Origin of the sequence: Neopoerus faecalis (assembly GCF_029218125.1) — a bacterium.
Classification (GTDB): Bacteria; Bacillota; Clostridia; order Oscillospirales; family Oscillospiraceae; genus Oscillibacter; species Oscillibacter faecalis_A.
In genome coordinates, this window is record NZ_JARFXX010000008.1 from 35,849 (window position 1) to 55,372 (window position 19,524).

Here is a 19,524-nt window from a genome sequence, read left to right on the forward strand (position 1 = left end):
CTCATTTCTTTCCCAGCCAGGCATTTATAACGGCGTCCTCCGCCGCGGTGAAGTTGGTCTTCAGATCCACCAACTCCCGATTCTCTCTGTATAGCTGCTGATCTGTTTTATCCAGCGGCTTCCCCTTCGCCTTTAGATTGCGGATTCGGACGATCTGCGCGAAGAAGCAATCGCCGATTTCGTAGTATGCGGAAATGAACGTCCACCAGTGCAGGTATTCCAGCTCACGGACTTCTTTGCCCAGCACACGGTTGATGGGGGCCACGATATACCGAAAGTCCTGCCCCCAGTCCATCAGCTTCGGCGTCGGCCGCTGGCCCCGCCTGTCCTCTCCACAGTTAATAAACCAGACGCACTGCTTTGCAGCTTCCTGCCAGTCCTCCACCGGCATATCCTCAAGTTCCGGGTAGAAGATGTAAAGCACTACAGCCGATTTTTCCTCACTGCTCAGCTCCGGATCTGTCAGAGCCTCACAGATATCCAGTATGGCCCGATAGTCGGAACGGATGGAATACTCCCGCCCACCCACAATCACGGTTTTTGGCAAAGTGTATTCCATCCGTTTCTCCTCTCATCGGTGATATTTCTTCAGGTACTTCTCCACGCGCGGCTTGGACGCCCGGATCTGCTTAGACATTTCTTCCGGCACTGTGTCAATGACCGCCAGAAAGAAGTTCGTCCACAAAGGCAGGCCCTCCGCCATAGCATGGGCGCTGTGACCCTGGAAGACCGCGGCCGCGGCGCCTTCGCCAAACAGCCTGTCAACGCCGTCGGATACTTCCGCGTCACGCTGCCGCACATACTCGAAGAAGGCGGTATTGTTCTCAAACTTCTTATCCTTATCGGTCTCATACCGCTCGGCACATTCCGCGAACAGATCATAGAGAGCCGACACGAAATTAACGTCCGTGGGGTTAAAGCTGATCTGTGCGGCACCATCATTGACGTCGAAGGTTTTTACTCCGATAGGGAAATTCAAAGCATTCACAGGCATCTCCTCCTACTCTCAGGCCGCTTCGGTGAAGGTGACCTTGCCGTCAGCAATCGCCGCCGTGCCGGTGGTACGGGTACCGCCATAGGTCACATCGATAGGCATACCCACATTAGAGCTGCCGCCCAGAGAGGCGGGCTTGACCATGCAGGATTCATACCGCTCCGCGAATACCGCGGTATCCGCCGTGCCGGCGTAAGCATGGACCACCAACAGGTCGTTGTTGGCCATAGCGCCTACATCCTGATCCTTGATAGACTGGTTCCAGATCTTCAACTGGGCCGCGTCACCGGGGTCCAGCTCACAAGGCTCAAAGCTCTGCGTGATCACAGGCTTCTTCATGGTGGTGTAGATCTTACCAAAGATATCAGTCTTGCTCTCTTCGCTGTAATCGTACTCCATGGAGCTCTCCTCCACGCGCTTGCCGATGGGGCTCCAGACCGGAGCGCTATTGGTCCCGGTATTCAAATACAGGATCAGGAGCTTCCGATCCACAACCTGTCCAGCCGGCGTGTTAAACGTCATATCAGCCATTTGTTTTCCCCCTTAAATTTTTTGATGAACTGCACAGACAACTGCACTACATAGACGCCGGTACCTTCACCGTCCGCCTGAAGCAGCGTGCCGTTCTGCGCTGTGATCCGCTCTGCACGGGGGTCATCCCCAAAAACCGGAGCGGCGCCGGTCGCCGACTGCTCCTGCACCCACTCCTGCAGGTCTACGATCCAGTCAGCGTTTTTCGCGGCCCCAACATCATCGTTAGGAGCTTTCTCCAAAACGCAGTACAGGCCGAAATTGTACTGGTTGGTAATGGTAGTATCCCCGACAATATCCCGGCTCCGTCTGACCTCCACCAGACCGTCTGGCATAATGCCGCCGGTACCGGGAATCTTGTCGGTATAGTCCACCTGAAAACCGGAGAGGACGCCGGACTGCGGGAACGCTTCCAACCACTTCCGAACGGTTTCTAAAGCATTCATACCGGGTCACCCCTCCCCTGAACATAGTTCTTGAGATCCGCCAGCATGGCGTCCCCCTCTTTCTCCTGAAGGCGTTTGCCCCAGAATGGGCCAGCTTCTGGGTTCTTCGTGACGGTATACGTCAGATCCTGCTCGGTTGCTTTCAACTGGTCACCACGCCGCCACCGTGGGCCAACCCCCGGGACCACGCCGGGTCCTTGTCCGGTTTCGGCATTGACCATTACCTTGCCCTCATGCAGGTATCGCGCGTAAGGGACGAAGGTATTGATCTCCGGCCGGCTGACAGGAGACTGTGCCTGCGTCAGCTTGATGGTGGCTCCAGTCCGGTACGGCATATACCGCACGATCCGCCGAAGCACATTTGCCGTGTGGAAACGCTGCACATCACCGTTCACAGTCAATCCCTTCCGACGAAGGATCTCCTCCACCGGGCGACTATCCACTTTCACACTGCCAACAATCGCCACATTACCCACCCGCTTCCGTATGGACTACAGCGCCGTTCCAGTATTTTGGATCGACATACCGCACGACTACCAGGCCGGGCACCTTTACAGGGATCAGCGCAGCCCATCCCTCGCGGCTGTTGACCTCCGGCCCCTCGCCCAGAAGGACCTTATCACCAACCGCCACCGGCACCGTCTGGCCGGGGATGACCAACAGGAAGCTGTTCACCTCACTGCTGCCGGTCTTATCCACGTTCTCAGTCTTCTTGAAATCCAGGAAGGCGCCGTGAATAACTGTCCGGGTATAGGTGGCCGCGCCGTCCCAGTGGTAGACGGTCACCGTCTGATTGCAGAGGCTGTAATCGACCGGGCATCCCCGGCGTCTGAGCGCCCGCATCAGCCCACCCCCCGGCAGATATCCAGATACAGGCAAGCAGCTCTATACAGCGCCTTTGCCTGCCCCTTCTCGGACACATCTACCGCAGTTGCGGCCGCGCTGCCATAGGACGTAGACACGGAGCCAATGGAGGCAGACTGCACCGCTCCAGCATCGCCGCTGACGATCAGATCCACATTATGTAGCGCCTCAGCCATAGCGCAGACGGCCATTCCCTCTGCCTGCTTGTCCGGAGCAGTCACAGTATAGATCCGCTTGTAGCGACGGAGTTGATCCACCGCCCTGGCTTCCAGCTCCGCCCAATCGTCAGCAGGGATGGCGCCGCCATGATAGACGGAACTGTAAAATTCATAATCGACCATAGCGGCGCTCCTCCTTACGCTTCTGTGTCAGCAGCCTCGGGCTGCTCGGCTTCAAGCTGTTCAGCTTCAGTGTGTTTGTCCTGAAGGTGCTTCGCAAGAGCCGCTTCGCTCTTGTAGTTCTTGCCGCAATGTGGGCAGATATAAGCCGGTTCCTCCGGTGGCAGGATCATGCCGACAATACGCATACCCGTTCCTCCTTAGGCCTTGGCCTTATGGTGCAGGTAGATGCCCGCCACCTTGTTCTCGTATACGTCAGCAATGCCGACATTGCGGTAGCCGAACTTATAGGCGTCGGCGCTCTGGTTCTGCTCAGGAGTGATGATCTTGGGCGCCACGTGCTTCTCGAACTGGATAACAGCGGACTTTTCGATGATCATGAAGTTGATATCGCAGCCGTTGGTGGGGTCCTTCACATAGCCGCCGGCCTCTTCGCTGGAGGTCGTACCGTCATACTGATCGATAGCGGTATAGAAACGGCTCTGAGGCACCTTGACGATGCCCGCAAAGGTTTCCAGAACCTCCTTGGATTTGGTGGTATCCAGGTCGCGGATCATGCCGTACAGAGTGGGTGTGATGAACAGATAGCGGTTGTTGGGGTCCACCTCATCCTCGTCCATCTTGTTCACGCCTGCGCGCAAGGCAGTGACGACAGCCGTACCGTCTGCCAGAGTCGCACCGGCAGAGATTTTGGAGATACCAGAAGTGCCGGCATACTGGGCGAAGCGGAAGGCATCCAGTTCCGGACCAACTTTCGTCCGCAGGAACTCACCGGAGAGCTGGCCGAAGGCAATGCCGGCAGTCTCCAGATTATCCAGAGTATCCACCTGGAACATGCGACCACGGTCAAAATTGCACCTGACCGTCTCATTGGTGAGCGTTACATCACCGTTCACATAACCGCCGTTGCGGCTGTAATCGGCGAGGCCCTGCATAGAGATCTTGGGGATAATCATCTCGTTGTAGCTTGCGCCCTGACGCACCAGCTCGGGGTTACCGTCCAGTACAGAGGTCAGGGAAGCCCGCTGGTAGATCTTATCCAGAATAGGGATAAAAGTCTTAGCCAGAGTAATAGCGTTTGCCATTATGAAAAACTCCTCTCGTTATTGTGTCTCAATCCTTCTCTGGATCGAGCCCGGCGGCTGCCATAATCTTGGCAGTCTCAGCATCATACTTACTGGGAGGAGTGGACCGGCCCGTACCGCCCGCATAGGGAGGCGGTGTGCTGTCGTCCTCAAACAGATAGGCGTTATCCTTCTTCAGAGCCTCCAGAGCGTCCTTGATATCCGCATCCTGATTGGTAGACTTCTTCAGCTTCTCGACATCCAGCAGCGCGGAAATAGCCTTGGCATTGCGGCCCTTGGCGGCGGTGATGGCCTCTTTGATCTTTCCATCAAACGCCATTCCGTTCAGTTTGTCCTGCCACTCCTTGTCTTTGGTGGAGAGTTGGGTATTGAGGGTCTTGATCTTGTCCTGCAGATCCTTCACGTCAACGCCCTCGAACGCCTTCAGGCCATCCTGAGCGGTCTTCAGCTGCTCCTTGATCGCCTCGTAGTCGGCGAAAGGCTTCTTCGCGGACTCGATATCACGGCCATTCTCCGCCATGATCGTGTCGATCAGGTCCTTGCTCAGTGCCTGGTCGCCGATCTTCAGATTTTCCAGAAATTCACGCTTCACTGTTTTCTCCTCTCTCCGCTACGCTTTCGGTACGCGGGTCGCCTCCGCTGCGGTCGGCCTTGATTACGCCTGGCCAGGGCGAATATGAGCACAGGCACAGGCCTGCAATCAACAAAAAAGGAGCCGGCAGGATATCTCCTGTCAGCTCCACTCAGCTCTTTCCACCCACCACTTAGGGCAGAGAACATTATTTCGTTTTCACAACATCGCGGCGGATTCGAATAACCTTCACGCCGCCGCCGGGCATGGGGATCAGTTCAACCCGGTCATCCTTTGCCAAGATGGCTTCGATCGCTTTGATAGTCTGTTCTGTCATAGATCACCCGCTCGCGCCTTTCTAATCACAACCCCGGAGTAATTTCTTTGACGCCTTTAGCAGCCTGATACAGCCGCCGCATAATAGAATTTTCCTGCAAATATTCGAGACCTTTCAGCGTAATACGGGCGTCCTTGACGTTCACATGGGTCTCGCCAAGAATATCCCTGCTGATCGACGCGCCTTTGATGTATCCGACATCGACCATCATTTCAATGTACCTGCCCCAGCGTTCAGGTGTGACCCCCAGCGCATCCGGCCCGATCTGCTGTACAGCATCGAATTCCGGGTAGTCCATCGCTCTTTCCAGCGCGGTCAGAATTTTGTATACAGCCTTGAAATTATCCATTATACGACAAGCTCCTCGCAGACTTCCGCAAGGGATTTACCGTCAACAAACGGGGTCGACATAGCCAGGTCTACACTCTCCACCGTAATTTCTTTACCGTCATAAGAAAGAGAGATGTCCGAATGGCTGAAGGGGCATATTGCCCCGTGCTTACCGTGGTATTCAAAATCAATATCCTGCGTCAAACCCGCAATAAGGGTTTTCATGTCAATCGCTTTCAAGGATATCCGAACTCTCCTTTCTTTCAAAATCTGTCAACTCTCTTGCCGGTCGACCGACAATCGTGTCGTCCTCCCAGATGATATCGTGGGCGTGTTCACCGTGTTTTCCATACGGATGCCGTTTCAGATTGCCGTGCGGCCCATTGCTGACCTGACGGATCTGCTTTCCAGCAGCGTCGAAAAAGATCCGATCCCGCTGTTTCCCACTCTGGGATGTTACATCAATAATGGCATTCGGCATATATCGCGGTGGAACTCTCGGGTGCGTATGCTTCGTCCAATCGTCTGTAACAACAACTGAACCATCTTCATGATACCGTACTTCTGAATATTTTTCAACGGTTTTCATAACTTCGGCCATCTGCTTCGGGCCAAAGCCGGACACCTCCAACCGCTCGTCCTCTGTGCGGAGACCAACGCCATCGGAAAAGCTGCGATATTCCTGCTGCAGGAGCACCAGGCGGCTCTTTCGCGGCGCTGCGTCCTCCGGCCCAGCCAGCAGCACACGGCGTTTCTGCGCCCGTATGGCGCGCTCCATGCGGCGCTGCATCTGCGTAGCCTCATAGCCGGTATAATGCCGGCCCTCGAAAGTGACGCCCTTTTCGTTGTCCTGCCGGAACTGCTCCAATTCGGCGGCAGTATACTGCGGACGGGTCACGCCAAGAATGATCGGGCTGGCAACATGGCCGCAGTTCAGCGTGCCGATTCGGCGCACCAGACTGTTATTGAGTTCCTCATAGGCGGCGTCGCTGTACTGCAGGCCCTGTATCGGTTCATGGTCCGGGGCGCTGTTGGCGTGTGCGGAGATCTCCCAGCCGTTACAGCCGAGGGCGTCGTGGTTCTGCTGGCTGATCTGCTCCGTCATTAGGCCGAGACCACCCATGATATTGCACCGAACCGCCGCTTCCAGCCCGGTGTGTACCCCGGAAGCGTATGCGACAGAAACGCCATGCTTTACGATCCCGGAGCAGGCCCGCCGGATCGCGGTGTTGTAATCGGCGGCGCCGGTGAATACCTGCTGAAAGGCATAGTCTGTGCAGGCCATATACGCCTTCGGTAAAGTCTGATATTGACCGTATGGATCCATCAACATGATGGCCTTGGTCTGTGTGATGTTCTTCAGCCCATCACCAGCCAGGGCGACAGCGGCAGACACGATCTGCTGGATCGCCGGATTCGCGTCAAACGGTATGAAATACCCCGGATACCTGCTGAGCGTCGTATCATACCCATATCGAGCCGCCGTGCGTAGGAGTTTCCTCGCTTCCCCTCGGGTCACGCCGAGCAGCTGGGCGAGGTCTCGCTCCAGTTCCTTGCGGTCCTTCCCCAGCCATTCAGCGCGCCAGGCTTCATAGGCGGCGGTGCTGGTGAGCTTTCCCGCATCCTGTATGCGGCGGGCAATATCCTTCAGAAGGTAGGTGTTGATCGGGTCGATCAGACGCCCCGCAGCGAGGCGGAAACCCTCGATCTGCTCCGGCGTCAGCATTACTCATCCCCCGCCCCTTCCATCGCTTGGATCTCAGGCATATACTTCTCCCGAACCTTCTTCAGATCTGCCTCGGTTTCGATCGGCATATCGAAATACCAGCCGACAGCGATCTCCGGCTTCAGGAGGCCACGGGCCACCATGTCCTTATAGTCGGCCCAGGTCTGATCCTCGTCATACAAAATCCCATTGCCCCAGCTGATGACCACATCCTTGGCAGGGTCGATATCCGGGCCGGAGTAGATCTTATACATTCGCCCGAGGACGCCGCACACGCGCAGCGCTTCTCTGGCCGCAGTCTCCCACATGTGCTGGAAGTCGATAATGGTCAGGTTATAATCTCCGGCACTGCTGGTGATCTCCGTTGCGGTACGTTCAGCGGTCTCCACCTCGGAGAGCAGGCCGCGCTTCAGGCCGATCAAACTCTCCACATTGCGGAGGTACTCTGTCTTTCTCGCCAAGAAGGACTGCTCTCGCAGGGCCGGCGAGAAGATCGTCATGCCGACGGCGTCCGGGTCATCATCAAGGCCCACAAAGAGGTCATCCGTCAGCCGTTTCTTGCCGTCAGAGCCTGTCCTCAGCAGATCCGCTGACGCCACAATGCGACTCCGGCCATTCTCGAACTCCCGGTTGAGCTGCGCTTCGTTCCGGTTGATGTTGTGGATCAGGCCGGCCGCCGGCGCATAGACACTGACGGCGTCCGGGCTGCCATCCACCGTGTTCTCCTGCGGAGCCCGTACCGGGATCAGGCCGATGGAGCCGATACCCGGAAGAACCAACTCCGGCACCAGATCCGCGTATTTTTCCAAGGCGCCGAGGCTCGTTTCATACCCGAGGATCTGTGCGGTCTCGGAGCGGTACAGCTTGGTTTCGATTGTCAAATCGCCATTTGTATCCACACGGCGCCGTTCAAGCAGCGTGTAGTAGATCCGGCCCTCCACCGTGCGCTCCGCCATGCCGATATCTGTAATCTCATCGCGCTCGTTGCGCCCCAGCGGAATATAGCTGCCGCGAGACACCACGGCAAACGATACGCCCATCCGGCCAAAGACCGGCTTCAAGAAGCACTGCCCGCCGATGAGGGCCTGCTGCATAGCTTTAATCTTGGCCGCGTCCAGTTCCCGCAAAAGGGTGTCGATGTATTCAGCTCCCTGCTTTGTCGGCATGGCCTTGTATTCGGAGAAGGTGGTCCTGGTGAGCTTGGCCACCACCGACACCGGGATGCGCTGGCACGGGTCTTCATCCTGAGTAGGCTCCGTCTGATAATACAGCTGAGCCCAGTCCTTGATTGCCGCCTGCATCGCTGTGGAGGTGATGTCCTTCACGCCGAAAGCCTGCTCAAAGTTATAAACTTTTCCCTGCTCAAACAGGGCGGAGAAAATACTCACGGCTTAGATACCTCCCGACAGTTGATCACGATCCGGGGCTGGCGGCGCTGCGCTGCCTGAACCCCGTCGATATATGCCTGCAGGCGCTCGATCTCTCTGGCCTGGGCTTTACACTTCTCACTCAGCAGTTCGTTAGCACGCATCAGATCATCTCTGCACCATGCCGGAAGGAACCGCTCATACAGCCACTTTTTCAGTTTGCTCACTGGCCCCTCCGTTTCCAGATCTTGTTTGTGCCATATCTTACAGCGTCGATGTGATGGTTGGCTGCGTCAGGATAGCCCTGCAGCACCTCGCCCGTCTTTCCATCGCGCTCGTATTCGTATTCAGAAAATTCTTGCGCGGTATCTGGGCACCTGCCCGGGTCTATCACGATAGCGGCCAGCGATTGCAGCCACTTCATGGAGTAGGCGACGCTGCCCGGTCCCTTCTCAGATGCCCGGCAGTTCAGGCCGTAGCTGCGGTAATCGCTGACGGATTTCTCCTCAGCACTATCCGCGATCAGCAGCTCCCCGACAGGAATCCGGCCCTTAACCAGCGCCGCGGTGTCTGCATTGCTGGTACGGTTGCGGGTCAGCTCGTCAAACAGGTAGAGCGTGCGTCGGGCGGCGTCATAGTGCATCCGGTTCCATGCCCAGGGGTCAGGATACCAGCCCCAGTCCACGCCGTTTGTGACCCGGTCGAACTGCCCGATCTCGGCGTCTGTAATCGCCCGGAGTTGTAGATTTTCAAAGACCTGTGTACCGGAGCCGACCACTTCACCCAGATACTCATGCCGGTACCCGGTAGGATTTGTGTTCTTCAGGTGCTCGGCGTCGGCAATGAAACGCGGGCCGAGCCATTCCGGCGGAGCAGTCAGATAGGTGCTGTGATGGACCATCTGCCCGGGCTTCTTCTCCAGCACGTAACGATTGGCCCAGTTACGCGCCATCGCTGGCGGGTTAAAGCTTTTGAAAGTAAAGCTGAAGGAGCCTCCGCGCAGTGTGGACTGCTCCACATTACGAATCTGCTCCGGGCCGTCAAACTGATCCAATTCTTCAAACCAATCGATGCCAATGTAGCCGAAGGGCACTTTGATAGACTTTACCTTGCCGGGATCGTCCAGACCGAAAAACATGATTTTCTGCCCGGTAGGGAGATATGTGCATTCCATCGGGCTCACCGTGCAGCGGAACTTCCGGGTCAGGCCCAGCTGGGCGATGGCCCACACGACCTGTGTGTAGACGGTCGTCCGCAGCGTATTGCCGTATTTACGGAAAACGCAGGCGTGGATCAGCGGGTTCTTCAGGATCAGGAGAATGATCTCCAGCGAGATGTAGGAAGATTTACAGCTTCCGCGCCCACCCTTTTCAACCAGTTCATTGATCGTCCCGGCTTTAACCGCACGGTGGGACTCCGCAAACGCCGGAGAGATCGTTTCGGAAAGATTACAGGTCATCAATGATCTGCACACCTCCGTCATCTTCGCCGGCAGCGTCGCCCAGCAGGTCGATAATGACCTTTGCGGCCTTGGCATCGCCCATGGTGGCTGCTTCCGTCAGCCCGATGATCATGGCCATCTGGTTATCTACATCTTCCGGATCGACCCCTCGGCGGGCAATTTTATTCCACCGCCGCCGGTCAGACACCGGCAGCGACAGGTAGATATCAGCAGCCTCTTTCAGGCTGCGCTTACGTCGACGCGACGCGCCGGAAGCAATACCGCCAGCACGCCCATATTCCCTTGCTTCACTCTCGGTTCGCTGGTTGAACGGGATAAGGTTCTTTTCATTTGGCACGTCACCACCTCTCTCAGTCCAAAAAAGGAGCGGCGCGCTGGGCTATCACCCAAACCCAGCGTGCCTTGTAGGAGCCCGATACTATGGCCGCCTCGGCGCCGGGCGACGATCATAAGGAGATGCGATGCCGTCCCCTGATTAGACCATAGTGCGTTATTCAATTGTTGTCTATGCACGCAAGCAAAAAAGTGTTGCATATGCAATGCTTTTTTAACGCTTTTGGCCGAGCCACCCCACAAATGACCCGAAGATCCGGCACAGCCAGTCCAGCAGGACTGTCTTACTGGCATGGCGACACCGTCTGTACTCCAGCAAAATTGTCAAGAACTTGCTGAAGTGCTGCCGCTGCTTTTCGCCCCTTCTCATCTCTGCGACGCTCTGCGCCCGGAGTTCTGTCGGAAACTGCAATACTGCGGCTTCCGTGCTGCACGCGCATTCAGGCACAGCAGTCTCCGCAGATGCTGGTCTTGTTAAAACCTCTGGCGTGATATGGTACCGTTGCTTTAATGTTTCCTGCCCCCAGCATGGCTGCTGCGGAGTCGGCACAAGGGGCAGAGTGTCCAGGACATTCCCTTCGGTATAGAACCGATAAGCTACCTCACCCAGCGCCTGCATATTCAGCAGGTAAACTTGAGCCACACCAAACGAACGGCCAATGACCGCTAAACCTCGGTGCAGTGCACGGCTGACAACAGAGTGGTCGCGGATAATCAGCGTGGATATTTCCCGTACCGACAAGAACTCTCCAAAGTACAGATACAGGTACACGACCTGCACCTCTGTCAGGCAGGACAGTACCACACGCAAAATATCCGGCTGGCTCATGTCCAATGTCAGAACGGAGGATGTAGACAATGGCACCCCCGCAGCTTCCCGGCAGCGCACAGTTTCCTGTAAGGTCTTTTTGGCCCGGCAGAGGGTCCTTGAAACGGTGCTGCGATTTACGCCAAGCCTATCGCTGATCTTCTCCATTGTCAGCCCATCTGACCACAGTTTAAACATCTCCCACTGCCGTTCGCTCATCAGGTCTTTCCCCTCAGCAACGGCCGCTCTCATGACGCTGCGGGCGTCAACATCACTCTCATCATCCTGCTCCCCTTGCGCCCAGTTCAGAAATTGCTGACGATCCGCGGAGAACTCCGAATGCGACTGACCGGGGCGGCTGCCAATACGTTTCCCCGGTGTCAGTGCCCTCAGCTTGGCATTCACACCCAGTAGTTCCTCCTTCACCATGAAGAAGGCCATGTTATCGCCCTTGCCTTGTTCCTGTAGTTCCCGCTCTTCTTTCATCCGGGCCATCAGTTCCTTCCGGCGGGATTTCAACTCCTCAATCGTCATATCTTCTTCGGGCTCCGCCAGCCTATTGCGGCATTCACAGAATGCCGCGGCGTATCGTAATAACCGGACAGCAGTTGGGCCGTATCCCGAATCTGTGCAAGTACCGCATAATACCGGGCAATCTCATACGCCGGCGCGCCTTCCGCCTTCAGCCGTTCAATCTTCATGCTGATTTTCACTGCCGCCAAACGATACTCTGTCGCCATTTCAGGCAATGTACTCATACGCTCCTCGCTTTCTGAATTCTGGCTTTCAGCGCCTGCATCAAGGCTTCCTGACCGTCTCCCTTGCTCTGCAGGGAGGCCAAAACATCCTGATCTACGCCGCCCTGTGTAATCAGCAGGTGGGAGATCACCGGATATTTCTGACCCTGCCGGTGCAGTCTCTTATTCGCCTGCTGGAAAATTTCCAGCGCCCAGTTGGGGAGGGTGTACCAGATGCAGTGATGCCCTCCAGCCTGCAGGTTCAGACCGTAACCGCAGCTGACAGGATGGGCCAGAAGCACGTCCACTTCTCCCGCGTTCCAAGCCTGTTCATCGTCCGGGCCCTCATAGACCCGTACCCGAAGCCCGGTGTCCTTTAGGGCGGTTACAATGCGGTCCCGCTCATGCTGGAACCAGTAAAACACCAGGGCATGTTCACCGTTCAGCTGCTCGATTAGTTCCAAGAAAGCGTCCAGCTTGCAGTTATGTACCGGAACAACCTCGCCTTCGTTGCTGTACACGGCGCCGCCGCAAAGCTGCAGCAGCTTTCCATTCAGGACGGCCGCGGTACCAGCCGTGATGGTTTCGGTGTCCACCTGCAGCAGCATCTCCCGCTCCAGCTTTGTGTACGCCTTTGACGCCGCCGGGTCCAGCACTACCGGTACGATGTTCTCAATGAAGTCCGGCAGGGTCAGGTAATCTTCCGTTTTCATGCTGACACAGATATCCGCAATGGCATCTCGGATTCGCTGGTCAGCGCCCGGCAGCAGGGAATAGGTCCGATACTGCTGCCCCGGATGGGCGTAATCCTGAGACATATAGATTTCCCGGAAGGACGTCAGCGTCCGGCCCAGGCGGGCCCCACCGTCCAGGAGATAGATCTGCGCGTACAGATCCGGCAGGCCGTTGGGTGATGGTGTGCCCGTCAGTTCCACCATGCGGCGGATGCGCGGCCGGACCCGCTTTAGGGCCACGAACCGTTTTGCCCGGGAATTCTTGAAGCTGGTGGACTCATCCAGAACCACCATATCGAAGGGCCAGTCATTCCGGCAATAGTCTACCAGCCACGGAAGATTTTCACGATTGGTGACCCAGATGTTCCCCGGAGAATACAGGGCCTTGATCCTCTGCTTTGTGTTCCCAAGGATCGGCACCACGGTCATGTCCTTCAGGTGGTCCCACTTGGCCGCCTCTGTGGCCCACGTGGCTTCGGCCACTTTCTTTGGCGCCACCACCAATGGCCGGAACACTTCCCACCGGTAGGCCTGCAGTTCCTTGATGGCCGTCAGGGTAATGACCGTTTTTCCGAGGCCCGGCTCCAGGAACAGCGCCACAGCCGGATCGGACACGACGCGGCTGATGGCGTACTGCTGGTACGGATGCGGAATGAATTTCATGCTGGAAACACCTCCTCCACGAAAGCCAGAACCTGATCCATCCCTTTCAGGGTCCTGACCTCGGCGCCGCGCTTTCGCATCTCCTCGTGCTGGTACTTCTGGATAGCTGCCAAACGCCCCACTTCGGTCTTCAACTCTACGTACACCGTTCGGCCAGCCGGGGTAATGACGATCCTGTCCGGCACGCCGGGATTGCCCGGCGAAACGAACTTATAACAAAGCCCCCCGCGGCTGCGAACCATCTTCACCAGCCGGGCTTCAATACTGCTCTCTTTCATTTGGCACGCTCCTTGCTACGCGCGCCCGCACGCACACGCATATACATACACACATCAGGCGGGTTAGGCGGGCATATACCTCTCTAATTTACCTATTTTTTTATTTATTTATATAAATGTAACCTTGTAACTTTCGCCTGTATCCTTTGCGGTAGTAGGCTTTGACACGGTTACATTCTGTTTTCCAGAATGTTGAGAATGTAACCATTAGAATGTAACCTTTTTTGCGAATGTAACCATTAGAATGTAACCACTTTTCTTTCAAAACAGCGCTGCGGCCCATACGGTTTTCCGGCTTTTGCCACGCCCACGCTGACCCAGCCGTCCATCTTCTCAAGCAGATTATTGATTTCTCGATTATCACGTTTATTCATATCGCCTTTTCGGCGGTTCAGTGCCTCGCACCAGATCTCCGCCGCGCAGATCCGCCGCCTGGGCTCCAGGGCCCCTTCATAGTGGAGCCCCCCACATCTGAATGCCTCCCGCTGCGCGGTGTCCATCTTCATCCAGTCCGCCGGGACTTCCTGAGCCAGGTAGTCTGCGATGATGCCCTCCCACGGGTGCCGGGCCCGGTGCTCCTCCTGGATCTTCCGGGCTTCCCGCTCCAGTTCAGGAGACAGGTACAGAGACTCCCCAATGCGCCAATAGGCCACCGCTTCCGCCCATATCTGGTCACGCTCTCCGGCCATATCCCGGAATACGTTTTTACACCGCCCCTGCTGGTCAATATCGACTACCCAGAAGCGCCGGCTGCCGGTGGTGTCCGTCAGGCACTCCTTACTGTTCGTAGTACCGAAGAATACGCACTGCCGGGGCCTGTCGGCGGTATAGCGGCCGTAGGCTGCCCGGTAATAGTCATTCGTCTTAGAAAGGAACATCTTAACGGCGTCGACTTCCGCCTTCGCCATAGCCTGCATTTCGGCCACCTCGTCGATCCAGGTCCCCTGAATCGTTTCCATGGCGTCCTTATCGCCGAATGTGCGCAGGGAATCCGAGAACCACTCTCCGCCCATTCTGGCCAGCAGCGTGGACTTATGGCGGCCCTGCCCGCCCACCAGCACCAGCATGGTGTCATATTTGCATCCCGGCGTCATAACACGGGCCACCGCCGCCGTGAAAGCCTTGCGGGTCACCGCACGGGTATAGGCCGTGTCCGCCGCGCCCAGATAGTCGATCAGCAGCGTATCCAGCCGGGCCTTCCCGTCCCATTTGAGGCCGTTCAGGTAGTCTCTGACAGGATGGTATGCCTGGTCGCTGGCAGTTGCCGCCACGGCGTCCAGAATGTCGTTTTTCGCCAGCTTCCCGAAGAACGGTTCCAGATAGATCCGCAGCTGGGCGGCGTCATCATCGTTCCATGTGACTGACGTGCCTGGGCGCTTCCACGGCATTGTGCCGGCGGTGTCGATACGGCCGGAGAACAGGTTCAGCCGGAGTTTGTTTTTCAGCTGAGGATCGTGCTCCAGCAGCGTCCGGAGGTTCTTCATGGACTTTATCGGCTTGCCCTGCGCGTCGATCTCCATCAGAGGCGGGTGGCGCCACGCGCCGTCATCTTCCTCCGCCGCCGGAACCTCCGCACCAGCTACCGGCGAGAAGGCGTCCTTGGCCTTGTCCCACCGTTCGTCCATCAACAGCCCGGCCACGTGGTCGTCCTTCAGAGCGGCCGCAGACATGGCGGCATAGGAGGGTAGACGGTTGACCGGCGTACCAGCCGCCGCATCATCATCCAAATCGCCGAAGCGGTGCAGGCGCACCATATCGAATGAGTTGACCAACTTCCCGCCGCAGGGGTCAGTGGCGTGATGGGAATACAGAAACTTGCCGTTGTCATAGAGCACAGCGCCTCCCGTAGTAGAGCCGCCGGTGAAAGTGAAGCGGCCCGGCATGGTGTCCACCGGCGTATAGACGCCGGGGAGGAAGGCAGCCATAGCGGCTTCGATGTCGTAGGTCTTGCAGAAGGCCCCCACAACGCCGCTCTTGGCCAGCGGGTCACCCTGCTTGGCGGCCGGCCGGGCCAGCGCGGCAGCCCCCGGCAGTGCGGGCCAGGTGGTGATATCCCGCCAGTCCGCATATGTAGCCAGCAGCCCATCCACGGACAGCAGAGGGCGATCCTCATAGTGGTAGACATACTGGCTGTCCTTACAGCAGCTGGGCCAGTACATGAGCCGCACGGCCTCAAAGGTAGTCTGGTCCGCCAGCTCCATACCGATTACATCGGCCATCTTGCGGGCGAGGGGCTCATATTCATCCGCCGTGCAGGTACGGTCCAGGGGGAAGATGATCCGGAGCCTGGGCGCCGCCGGCATGTGCTTGCGGGTGGAGTAGACACAGTACCCGCAGCCAAGACTTTCCAGCCGCTTCAGCACCGCGTCTGTGCCGCCTGCGGGGATGTTGTCCAAATCCAGCGTAATGAGGTCACGCCCGGTTACAGCATTGGCCTTCCGGCGGGGCCCCGACAGCGTTCCGCCTACGAAGCCGCCCTTGTCCTTCAGGTCATCCTGCTGCCCCTTCGGCAGGGCCATATACTCTGCCAGTGTTTCCTCGCCGCGCGCCGGGAGGCTCAGACGGGCATAGAACTCAGACAGCATCATAGTCTGGGGGAGCCACTGGGTGGCCCGTCTGCTGGCTCCCGTGGTGATTGTGATCCTCCGATCGTTTATCATATGGATAGCCTCCTAAAGGCGGATTTATTGGGCCGTGTCAGCCTCGCGCGGCTGATTCGGGCGTATTGCGGCCTTAGCCCGGCCGCGGGGCGTTATGTCCGTCTGCGCTGGCGATGGTGCCAGTAAGCTATCTTGGTGATTTTCTCGGCTGCCCGGTTGACGGTGCGGGAGACTGTTGATTGGTTGATGCCATATCGGAGCGCGATCTGCCCCATAGTCTGGCCTGTGTATAACCATGCCTCAAGGAGCTCCTTTTGCCGCATGGTCAAACCCGCGAGGTGCTTCGTAGCCTCGTAGTCTGCCTTGAGATACGCCTTGTTCACCATCTTGATTCCCCTCACCTCCGGCGCTTATTGGCCATCCTACGCAGATACCGCGTCCGATGGGCTGTGATATATCCCCTCATATCTTCTCGCTCCTGCTGCGATGGGAGGTTGCTCTGCTCCGCGGCTTTGGCCGCCTGATATTCCGCCCACTTGGAGCAGACTGCCGTATTGTGACAGCCCGCCTGACGATCTGGGCAGCCCTTACATGGAGGTTGAGCCATCCACACCGCCCCTCCATTCCTTCAGGATCCGTTCGATCTGGTTTAGCTTGATGAGTAGGATCAGCACCACCAGATAGGTGCAGAACAGCACCGTCTTGGCTGTGTTACCCTCATCCGCATACCGGACGGCCCATATTATGTTCATCAGGATCATGGCAGCATCCACGATCCACCCCAGTACCTTACTCATGACTTTTCTCCTTCAGCTTTTCCCGGAAGTAGAGGTTTTCGACTGCGTAGCGCTCCTCGAACGGGCGGATGTTCTCACCGCAGGCCGCTCGCAGTGCCCGATCCATCTTCTCCTTGGTGTAGACGATCTCCGGATCGTCGGCGGCGTCATCAACGCACATCTGCGCATAGGCCATGAAGGTATCCAGGAACGCAGATTCAAAACGAGCGGTCATTTTGGGGCCGAAATGGAACTCGTTGTGCAGTGCGATCAGAGAAACGTCAAGGCACTGCTGCACCGTGAAGCCCTTGATTACATGATTGTCATACTGGAGCTGCTTGATGGCTTTCTGCGCCTGCAGCAGCTGAACGTAAGTATTAGGCTTCGGCATGGCTCAACACCTCCAGTATCGGGGCAAAATACTCAGGCTTCAGATCTGTGAAGTCCTCATCGTCGCAGCCAACGATCAGAATGGGACCCACAAAATCCACACCTAAGAACCTGCAGTTATGCGGCAGCCCCTGAAGGCGTCCTTCCTTATTGCAGATCACCATGGTATCTGAGGCAAAGGCCACTCCCCCGATATAGCCGCCAACGGCAGCCTGCAGTTCTTCCAGCGTATTGGGGATGTCCCGGGGTTCCGGCGCGCAGCCTGGCGCTTTATAGATCACTCGCATACAAAATCCTTTCTCGGCCTTCCACGATAATAAATTTCCTTCGCGAAATAGCTATGGGTGCATTTCAAATCGGGCATATACAGGTCAACCGCCATACGACGTGCGGCCTTATGAATTCGCTGTACTTTTCCGGTCTGGATCATACCACCAACATTTCCGCTTTCTCGGACAAGGCTAAATCTGAAGGTCTCGCCGAGAGTAGCGGTAAAGTTGGCGCACTGAACCGACTTAATTTCACTCATCGTCCTCATCCTCGCTCTCGCGTTCATATTCCTCCGCAGTCATGAACTCCAGCTTCTCAGGCGGAACGTTAAGCATCGCTGCCATGCTTGATTTGCAGTCTATGGCCATAATGTCATTGAAGTTCTCTAACTTCGCGCCCGGGATAAGCTCAAAGGACTGCTTTGCGAAGCCTACGGTCCCGGGGCCGCCGTAAAGCTCTGCATCATGAACCCGGAAATAGAGAGTTGCTTTTACTTCAAAATTAGATGAAAAACTCATAAATGATTACCTTCTTTCGTGGTGGTTTAGAGGCAATGCTATAAATTTTTATAGGATCACAGCCTGCCTCTCGCGTGGAGCACAGCATATTTCTTCTGGGCCTGCTTCTTCCGCATGGCCCGACACTTCGGGCAGAAGGTCTGTTCCCGCCGTTCCAAAAACTCACCGCCGCACATCCGGCAATACTGCGGCTTGATCCGCCGGAACTCCGTACAGGAATCGCAATCGGTACAGTCAGCAGAACAGCCTTTAATCAGGTCCCAGTTCTGACACATGAACCGCTGCCAGTAAGGGTCATAACCCAAATCATTCAGCCGCTTTCGAAGCAGCGCGTCCAGAATCGAGAGATTCTTTCGCACCTCTGTCCGGGTTCTGGAGAGGTTAAAGCCCTGCCGCACGGTGGGCTCCGGGGCACCGTAGCCCCACGGCCCGTCCTTCAGCATAGCGCGTACCCTGTCGGCATCCTCGGTCAGATATGTAAAATAGACCTTTCCACGGACGGCCTTCTCAGAGCGCCCGACGACCTTGCCGATCATTGGATAGCTGTCACCATGCCGGATGCCGTCAGCCAAAGCCTGGTAGTCCGCGTCCGTCCACACGCTTGACTTCCCGTGATTGTCGGCGCGAACCGGGCGTTCCTTCAGACCGAGGTCATTGCATCGGCGCGTAATCGCACCTTCGGAACGACACAGGATCTCAGATAGCTCCGCATAACCGTACTTATGCTTCTGGAGGAGTATCTTCAGGCGGCTGTCCTCGTCCGGAGTCCAAGGATCTTTCCTTTGCAGGGCGAACGCCTGAAAGTCCTTTTTGCGCTGCTCCGGTACCCATTTCGGCTCCTTGCCCAGCGCCAGCGGCTCCAACTTGGAGAAGTCGATGAAGCTTCTGTGCTGCTCCGCCCACGCCCAGAACTCATCCAAATAAACTACCCGCCACGTGCATTTGTTAACTCGCTTGGTGTGCACAGGCAGCCCACGGTTCCGCACCCAGCTCTGCATCTGGTAGCTGTAAGACTGCGAATTGCCGGTGACTGCGATCATCAGCTGATTGAGAGTAACGTAGTCCCCGGAATTCAGCACCCCGCCGAGGCCCAGTCTTTCAGCCCGAACCTTGATCGCCGATACTGTCCGCTCCAGCGTCTTGGCGATGCCAGGAATGGATACCGTGCCCCAATGGTCTTCCAGATACCGTTCTTCCTCCGGCGTCCAAGTCTTCTGCGAGGAGCATCGCAGTTCCCGGCGCTTGGCACGCACAGCGCCCTCCATCCGCTTCAGGGCCGTAGCCATCTCTGCGTCGCTCTGTGCTTTCCAGTGGTCACGGATGTACTGCTCTTCTTCACTTGTCCAACGGCGATAGTCGTTCATAA

General features: G+C 56.9%; 30 protein-coding genes. All 30 read right to left on the bottom strand.

Annotation, left to right across the window (positions count from 1 at the left end; genetic code table 11):
* Position 1: 1 nt before the first annotated feature.
* Positions 2–559 carry a Gp15 family bacteriophage protein gene (locus PY311_RS09840; RefSeq protein WP_187015914.1) on the bottom strand — a complete coding sequence of 186 codons (558 nt, stop codon included), beginning with the start codon at positions 557–559 and terminating at the stop codon, positions 2–4.
* A gap of 12 nt (positions 560–571) precedes the next feature.
* Entirely contained in the window at positions 572–988 is a 417-nt protein-coding gene (locus tag PY311_RS09845; RefSeq protein WP_286148503.1) for a hypothetical protein, read from the bottom strand.
* An 18-nt stretch (positions 989–1,006) separates the two neighbouring features.
* Positions 1,007–1,525, bottom strand: a complete 519-nt coding sequence (locus tag PY311_RS09850; RefSeq protein ID WP_286148504.1) for a hypothetical protein — start codon at positions 1,523–1,525, stop codon at positions 1,007–1,009.
* Positions 1,513–1,971, bottom strand: coding sequence for a hypothetical protein (locus PY311_RS09855; RefSeq protein WP_286148505.1), 459 nt, complete (start codon positions 1,969–1,971; stop codon positions 1,513–1,515). The genes PY311_RS09850 and PY311_RS09855 overlap by 13 nt, the downstream gene beginning before the upstream one ends.
* Positions 1,968–2,420 carry a minor capsid protein gene (locus PY311_RS09860; RefSeq protein WP_286148506.1) on the bottom strand — a complete coding sequence of 151 codons (453 nt, stop codon included), beginning with the start codon at positions 2,418–2,420 and terminating at the stop codon, positions 1,968–1,970. The genes PY311_RS09855 and PY311_RS09860 overlap by 4 nt, the downstream gene beginning before the upstream one ends.
* 19 nt (positions 2,421–2,439) lie before the next feature.
* The gene (locus tag PY311_RS09865) at positions 2,440–2,814 is read right to left on the bottom strand and encodes a DUF6751 family protein (RefSeq protein ID WP_286148507.1); all 375 of its coding nucleotides are present in this window, start codon (positions 2,812–2,814) and stop codon (positions 2,440–2,442) included.
* Positions 2,814–3,176 (bottom strand): head-tail connector protein, encoded by a 363-nt coding sequence (locus tag PY311_RS09870; protein ID WP_286148508.1) that lies wholly within the window; start codon positions 3,174–3,176, stop codon positions 2,814–2,816. The genes PY311_RS09865 and PY311_RS09870 overlap by 1 nt, the downstream gene beginning before the upstream one ends.
* Positions 3,177–3,190: 14 nt before the next feature.
* Positions 3,191–3,361 (bottom strand): C2H2-type zinc finger protein, encoded by a 171-nt coding sequence (locus tag PY311_RS09875; protein WP_286148510.1) that lies wholly within the window; start codon positions 3,359–3,361, stop codon positions 3,191–3,193.
* Between the two features lie 12 nt (positions 3,362–3,373).
* Positions 3,374–4,258: a hypothetical protein gene (locus PY311_RS09880; protein WP_286148511.1), complete on the bottom strand. Its 885-nt coding sequence runs from the start codon at positions 4,256–4,258 to the stop codon at positions 3,374–3,376.
* A 28-nt stretch (positions 4,259–4,286) separates the two neighbouring features.
* Positions 4,287–4,850, bottom strand: a complete 564-nt coding sequence (locus PY311_RS09885) for a phage scaffolding protein (RefSeq protein ID WP_286148512.1) — start codon at positions 4,848–4,850, stop codon at positions 4,287–4,289.
* 187 nt (positions 4,851–5,037) lie between these two features.
* A complete protein-coding gene (locus tag PY311_RS09890) occupies positions 5,038–5,166 on the bottom strand; it encodes a hypothetical protein (protein ID WP_286148513.1) in 129 nt (42 codons plus the stop codon).
* 25 nt (positions 5,167–5,191) lie between these two features.
* Entirely contained in the window at positions 5,192–5,515 is a 324-nt protein-coding gene (locus tag PY311_RS09895) for a YjcQ family protein (RefSeq protein ID WP_253046560.1), read from the bottom strand.
* Entirely contained in the window at positions 5,515–5,736 is a 222-nt protein-coding gene (locus PY311_RS09900) for a hypothetical protein (protein ID WP_286148515.1), read from the bottom strand. Before PY311_RS09900 ends, PY311_RS09895 begins: the two co-directional genes overlap by 1 nt.
* Positions 5,723–7,222, bottom strand: a complete 1,500-nt coding sequence (locus PY311_RS09905; protein ID WP_286148516.1) for a phage minor capsid protein — start codon at positions 7,220–7,222, stop codon at positions 5,723–5,725. Before PY311_RS09905 ends, PY311_RS09900 begins: the two co-directional genes overlap by 14 nt.
* Positions 7,222–8,610, bottom strand: a complete 1,389-nt coding sequence (locus tag PY311_RS09910) for a phage portal protein (protein WP_286148517.1) — start codon at positions 8,608–8,610, stop codon at positions 7,222–7,224. The genes PY311_RS09905 and PY311_RS09910 overlap by 1 nt, the downstream gene beginning before the upstream one ends.
* Positions 8,607–8,816, bottom strand: a complete 210-nt coding sequence (locus PY311_RS09915; RefSeq protein ID WP_187015926.1) for a hypothetical protein — start codon at positions 8,814–8,816, stop codon at positions 8,607–8,609. Before PY311_RS09915 ends, PY311_RS09910 begins: the two co-directional genes overlap by 4 nt.
* Positions 8,813–10,048: a PBSX family phage terminase large subunit gene (locus PY311_RS09920; protein ID WP_286148518.1), complete on the bottom strand. Its 1,236-nt coding sequence runs from the start codon at positions 10,046–10,048 to the stop codon at positions 8,813–8,815. The genes PY311_RS09915 and PY311_RS09920 overlap by 4 nt, the downstream gene beginning before the upstream one ends.
* Positions 10,038–10,388: a hypothetical protein gene (locus tag PY311_RS09925; protein WP_253046550.1), complete on the bottom strand. Its 351-nt coding sequence runs from the start codon at positions 10,386–10,388 to the stop codon at positions 10,038–10,040. The genes PY311_RS09920 and PY311_RS09925 overlap by 11 nt, the downstream gene beginning before the upstream one ends.
* 210 nt (positions 10,389–10,598) lie before the next feature.
* Positions 10,599–11,726: a helix-turn-helix domain-containing protein gene (locus tag PY311_RS09930; RefSeq protein WP_286148519.1), complete on the bottom strand. Its 1,128-nt coding sequence runs from the start codon at positions 11,724–11,726 to the stop codon at positions 10,599–10,601.
* Positions 11,723–11,950, bottom strand: coding sequence for a hypothetical protein (locus PY311_RS09935; RefSeq protein ID WP_286148520.1), 228 nt, complete (start codon positions 11,948–11,950; stop codon positions 11,723–11,725). Before PY311_RS09935 ends, PY311_RS09930 begins: the two co-directional genes overlap by 4 nt.
* The gene (locus PY311_RS09940) at positions 11,947–13,326 is read right to left on the bottom strand and encodes an SNF2-related protein (RefSeq protein ID WP_286148521.1); all 1,380 of its coding nucleotides are present in this window, start codon (positions 13,324–13,326) and stop codon (positions 11,947–11,949) included. The genes PY311_RS09935 and PY311_RS09940 overlap by 4 nt, the downstream gene beginning before the upstream one ends.
* Positions 13,323–13,604, bottom strand: a complete 282-nt coding sequence (locus PY311_RS09945) for a PDDEXK family nuclease (protein WP_286148522.1) — start codon at positions 13,602–13,604, stop codon at positions 13,323–13,325. Before PY311_RS09945 ends, PY311_RS09940 begins: the two co-directional genes overlap by 4 nt.
* A 239-nt stretch (positions 13,605–13,843) precedes the next feature.
* On the bottom strand, positions 13,844–16,264 hold the full coding sequence (locus PY311_RS09950; RefSeq protein WP_286148523.1) for a virulence-associated E family protein: 2,421 nt from the start codon (positions 16,262–16,264) through the stop codon (positions 13,844–13,846).
* A gap of 92 nt (positions 16,265–16,356) precedes the next feature.
* A complete protein-coding gene (locus PY311_RS09955) occupies positions 16,357–16,590 on the bottom strand; it encodes a sigma factor-like helix-turn-helix DNA-binding protein (RefSeq protein WP_286148524.1) in 234 nt (77 codons plus the stop codon).
* A 201-nt stretch (positions 16,591–16,791) separates the two neighbouring features.
* The gene (locus tag PY311_RS09960) at positions 16,792–17,001 is read right to left on the bottom strand and encodes a hypothetical protein (RefSeq protein WP_286148525.1); all 210 of its coding nucleotides are present in this window, start codon (positions 16,999–17,001) and stop codon (positions 16,792–16,794) included.
* The gene (locus tag PY311_RS09965) at positions 16,994–17,371 is read right to left on the bottom strand and encodes a hypothetical protein (RefSeq protein WP_286148526.1); all 378 of its coding nucleotides are present in this window, start codon (positions 17,369–17,371) and stop codon (positions 16,994–16,996) included. The genes PY311_RS09960 and PY311_RS09965 overlap by 8 nt, the downstream gene beginning before the upstream one ends.
* Positions 17,358–17,657 carry a DUF3846 domain-containing protein gene (locus PY311_RS09970; RefSeq protein ID WP_286148527.1) on the bottom strand — a complete coding sequence of 100 codons (300 nt, stop codon included), beginning with the start codon at positions 17,655–17,657 and terminating at the stop codon, positions 17,358–17,360. Before PY311_RS09970 ends, PY311_RS09965 begins: the two co-directional genes overlap by 14 nt.
* Positions 17,648–17,899, bottom strand: coding sequence for a hypothetical protein (locus tag PY311_RS09975; RefSeq protein ID WP_286148528.1), 252 nt, complete (start codon positions 17,897–17,899; stop codon positions 17,648–17,650). The genes PY311_RS09970 and PY311_RS09975 overlap by 10 nt, the downstream gene beginning before the upstream one ends.
* Positions 17,892–18,158 carry a hypothetical protein gene (locus PY311_RS09980; RefSeq protein ID WP_286148529.1) on the bottom strand — a complete coding sequence of 89 codons (267 nt, stop codon included), beginning with the start codon at positions 18,156–18,158 and terminating at the stop codon, positions 17,892–17,894. Before PY311_RS09980 ends, PY311_RS09975 begins: the two co-directional genes overlap by 8 nt.
* A 56-nt stretch (positions 18,159–18,214) precedes the next feature.
* Positions 18,215–19,522 carry a hypothetical protein gene (locus tag PY311_RS09985; RefSeq protein ID WP_286148530.1) on the bottom strand — a complete coding sequence of 436 codons (1,308 nt, stop codon included), beginning with the start codon at positions 19,520–19,522 and terminating at the stop codon, positions 18,215–18,217.
* Positions 19,523–19,524: the final 2 nt, after the last annotated feature.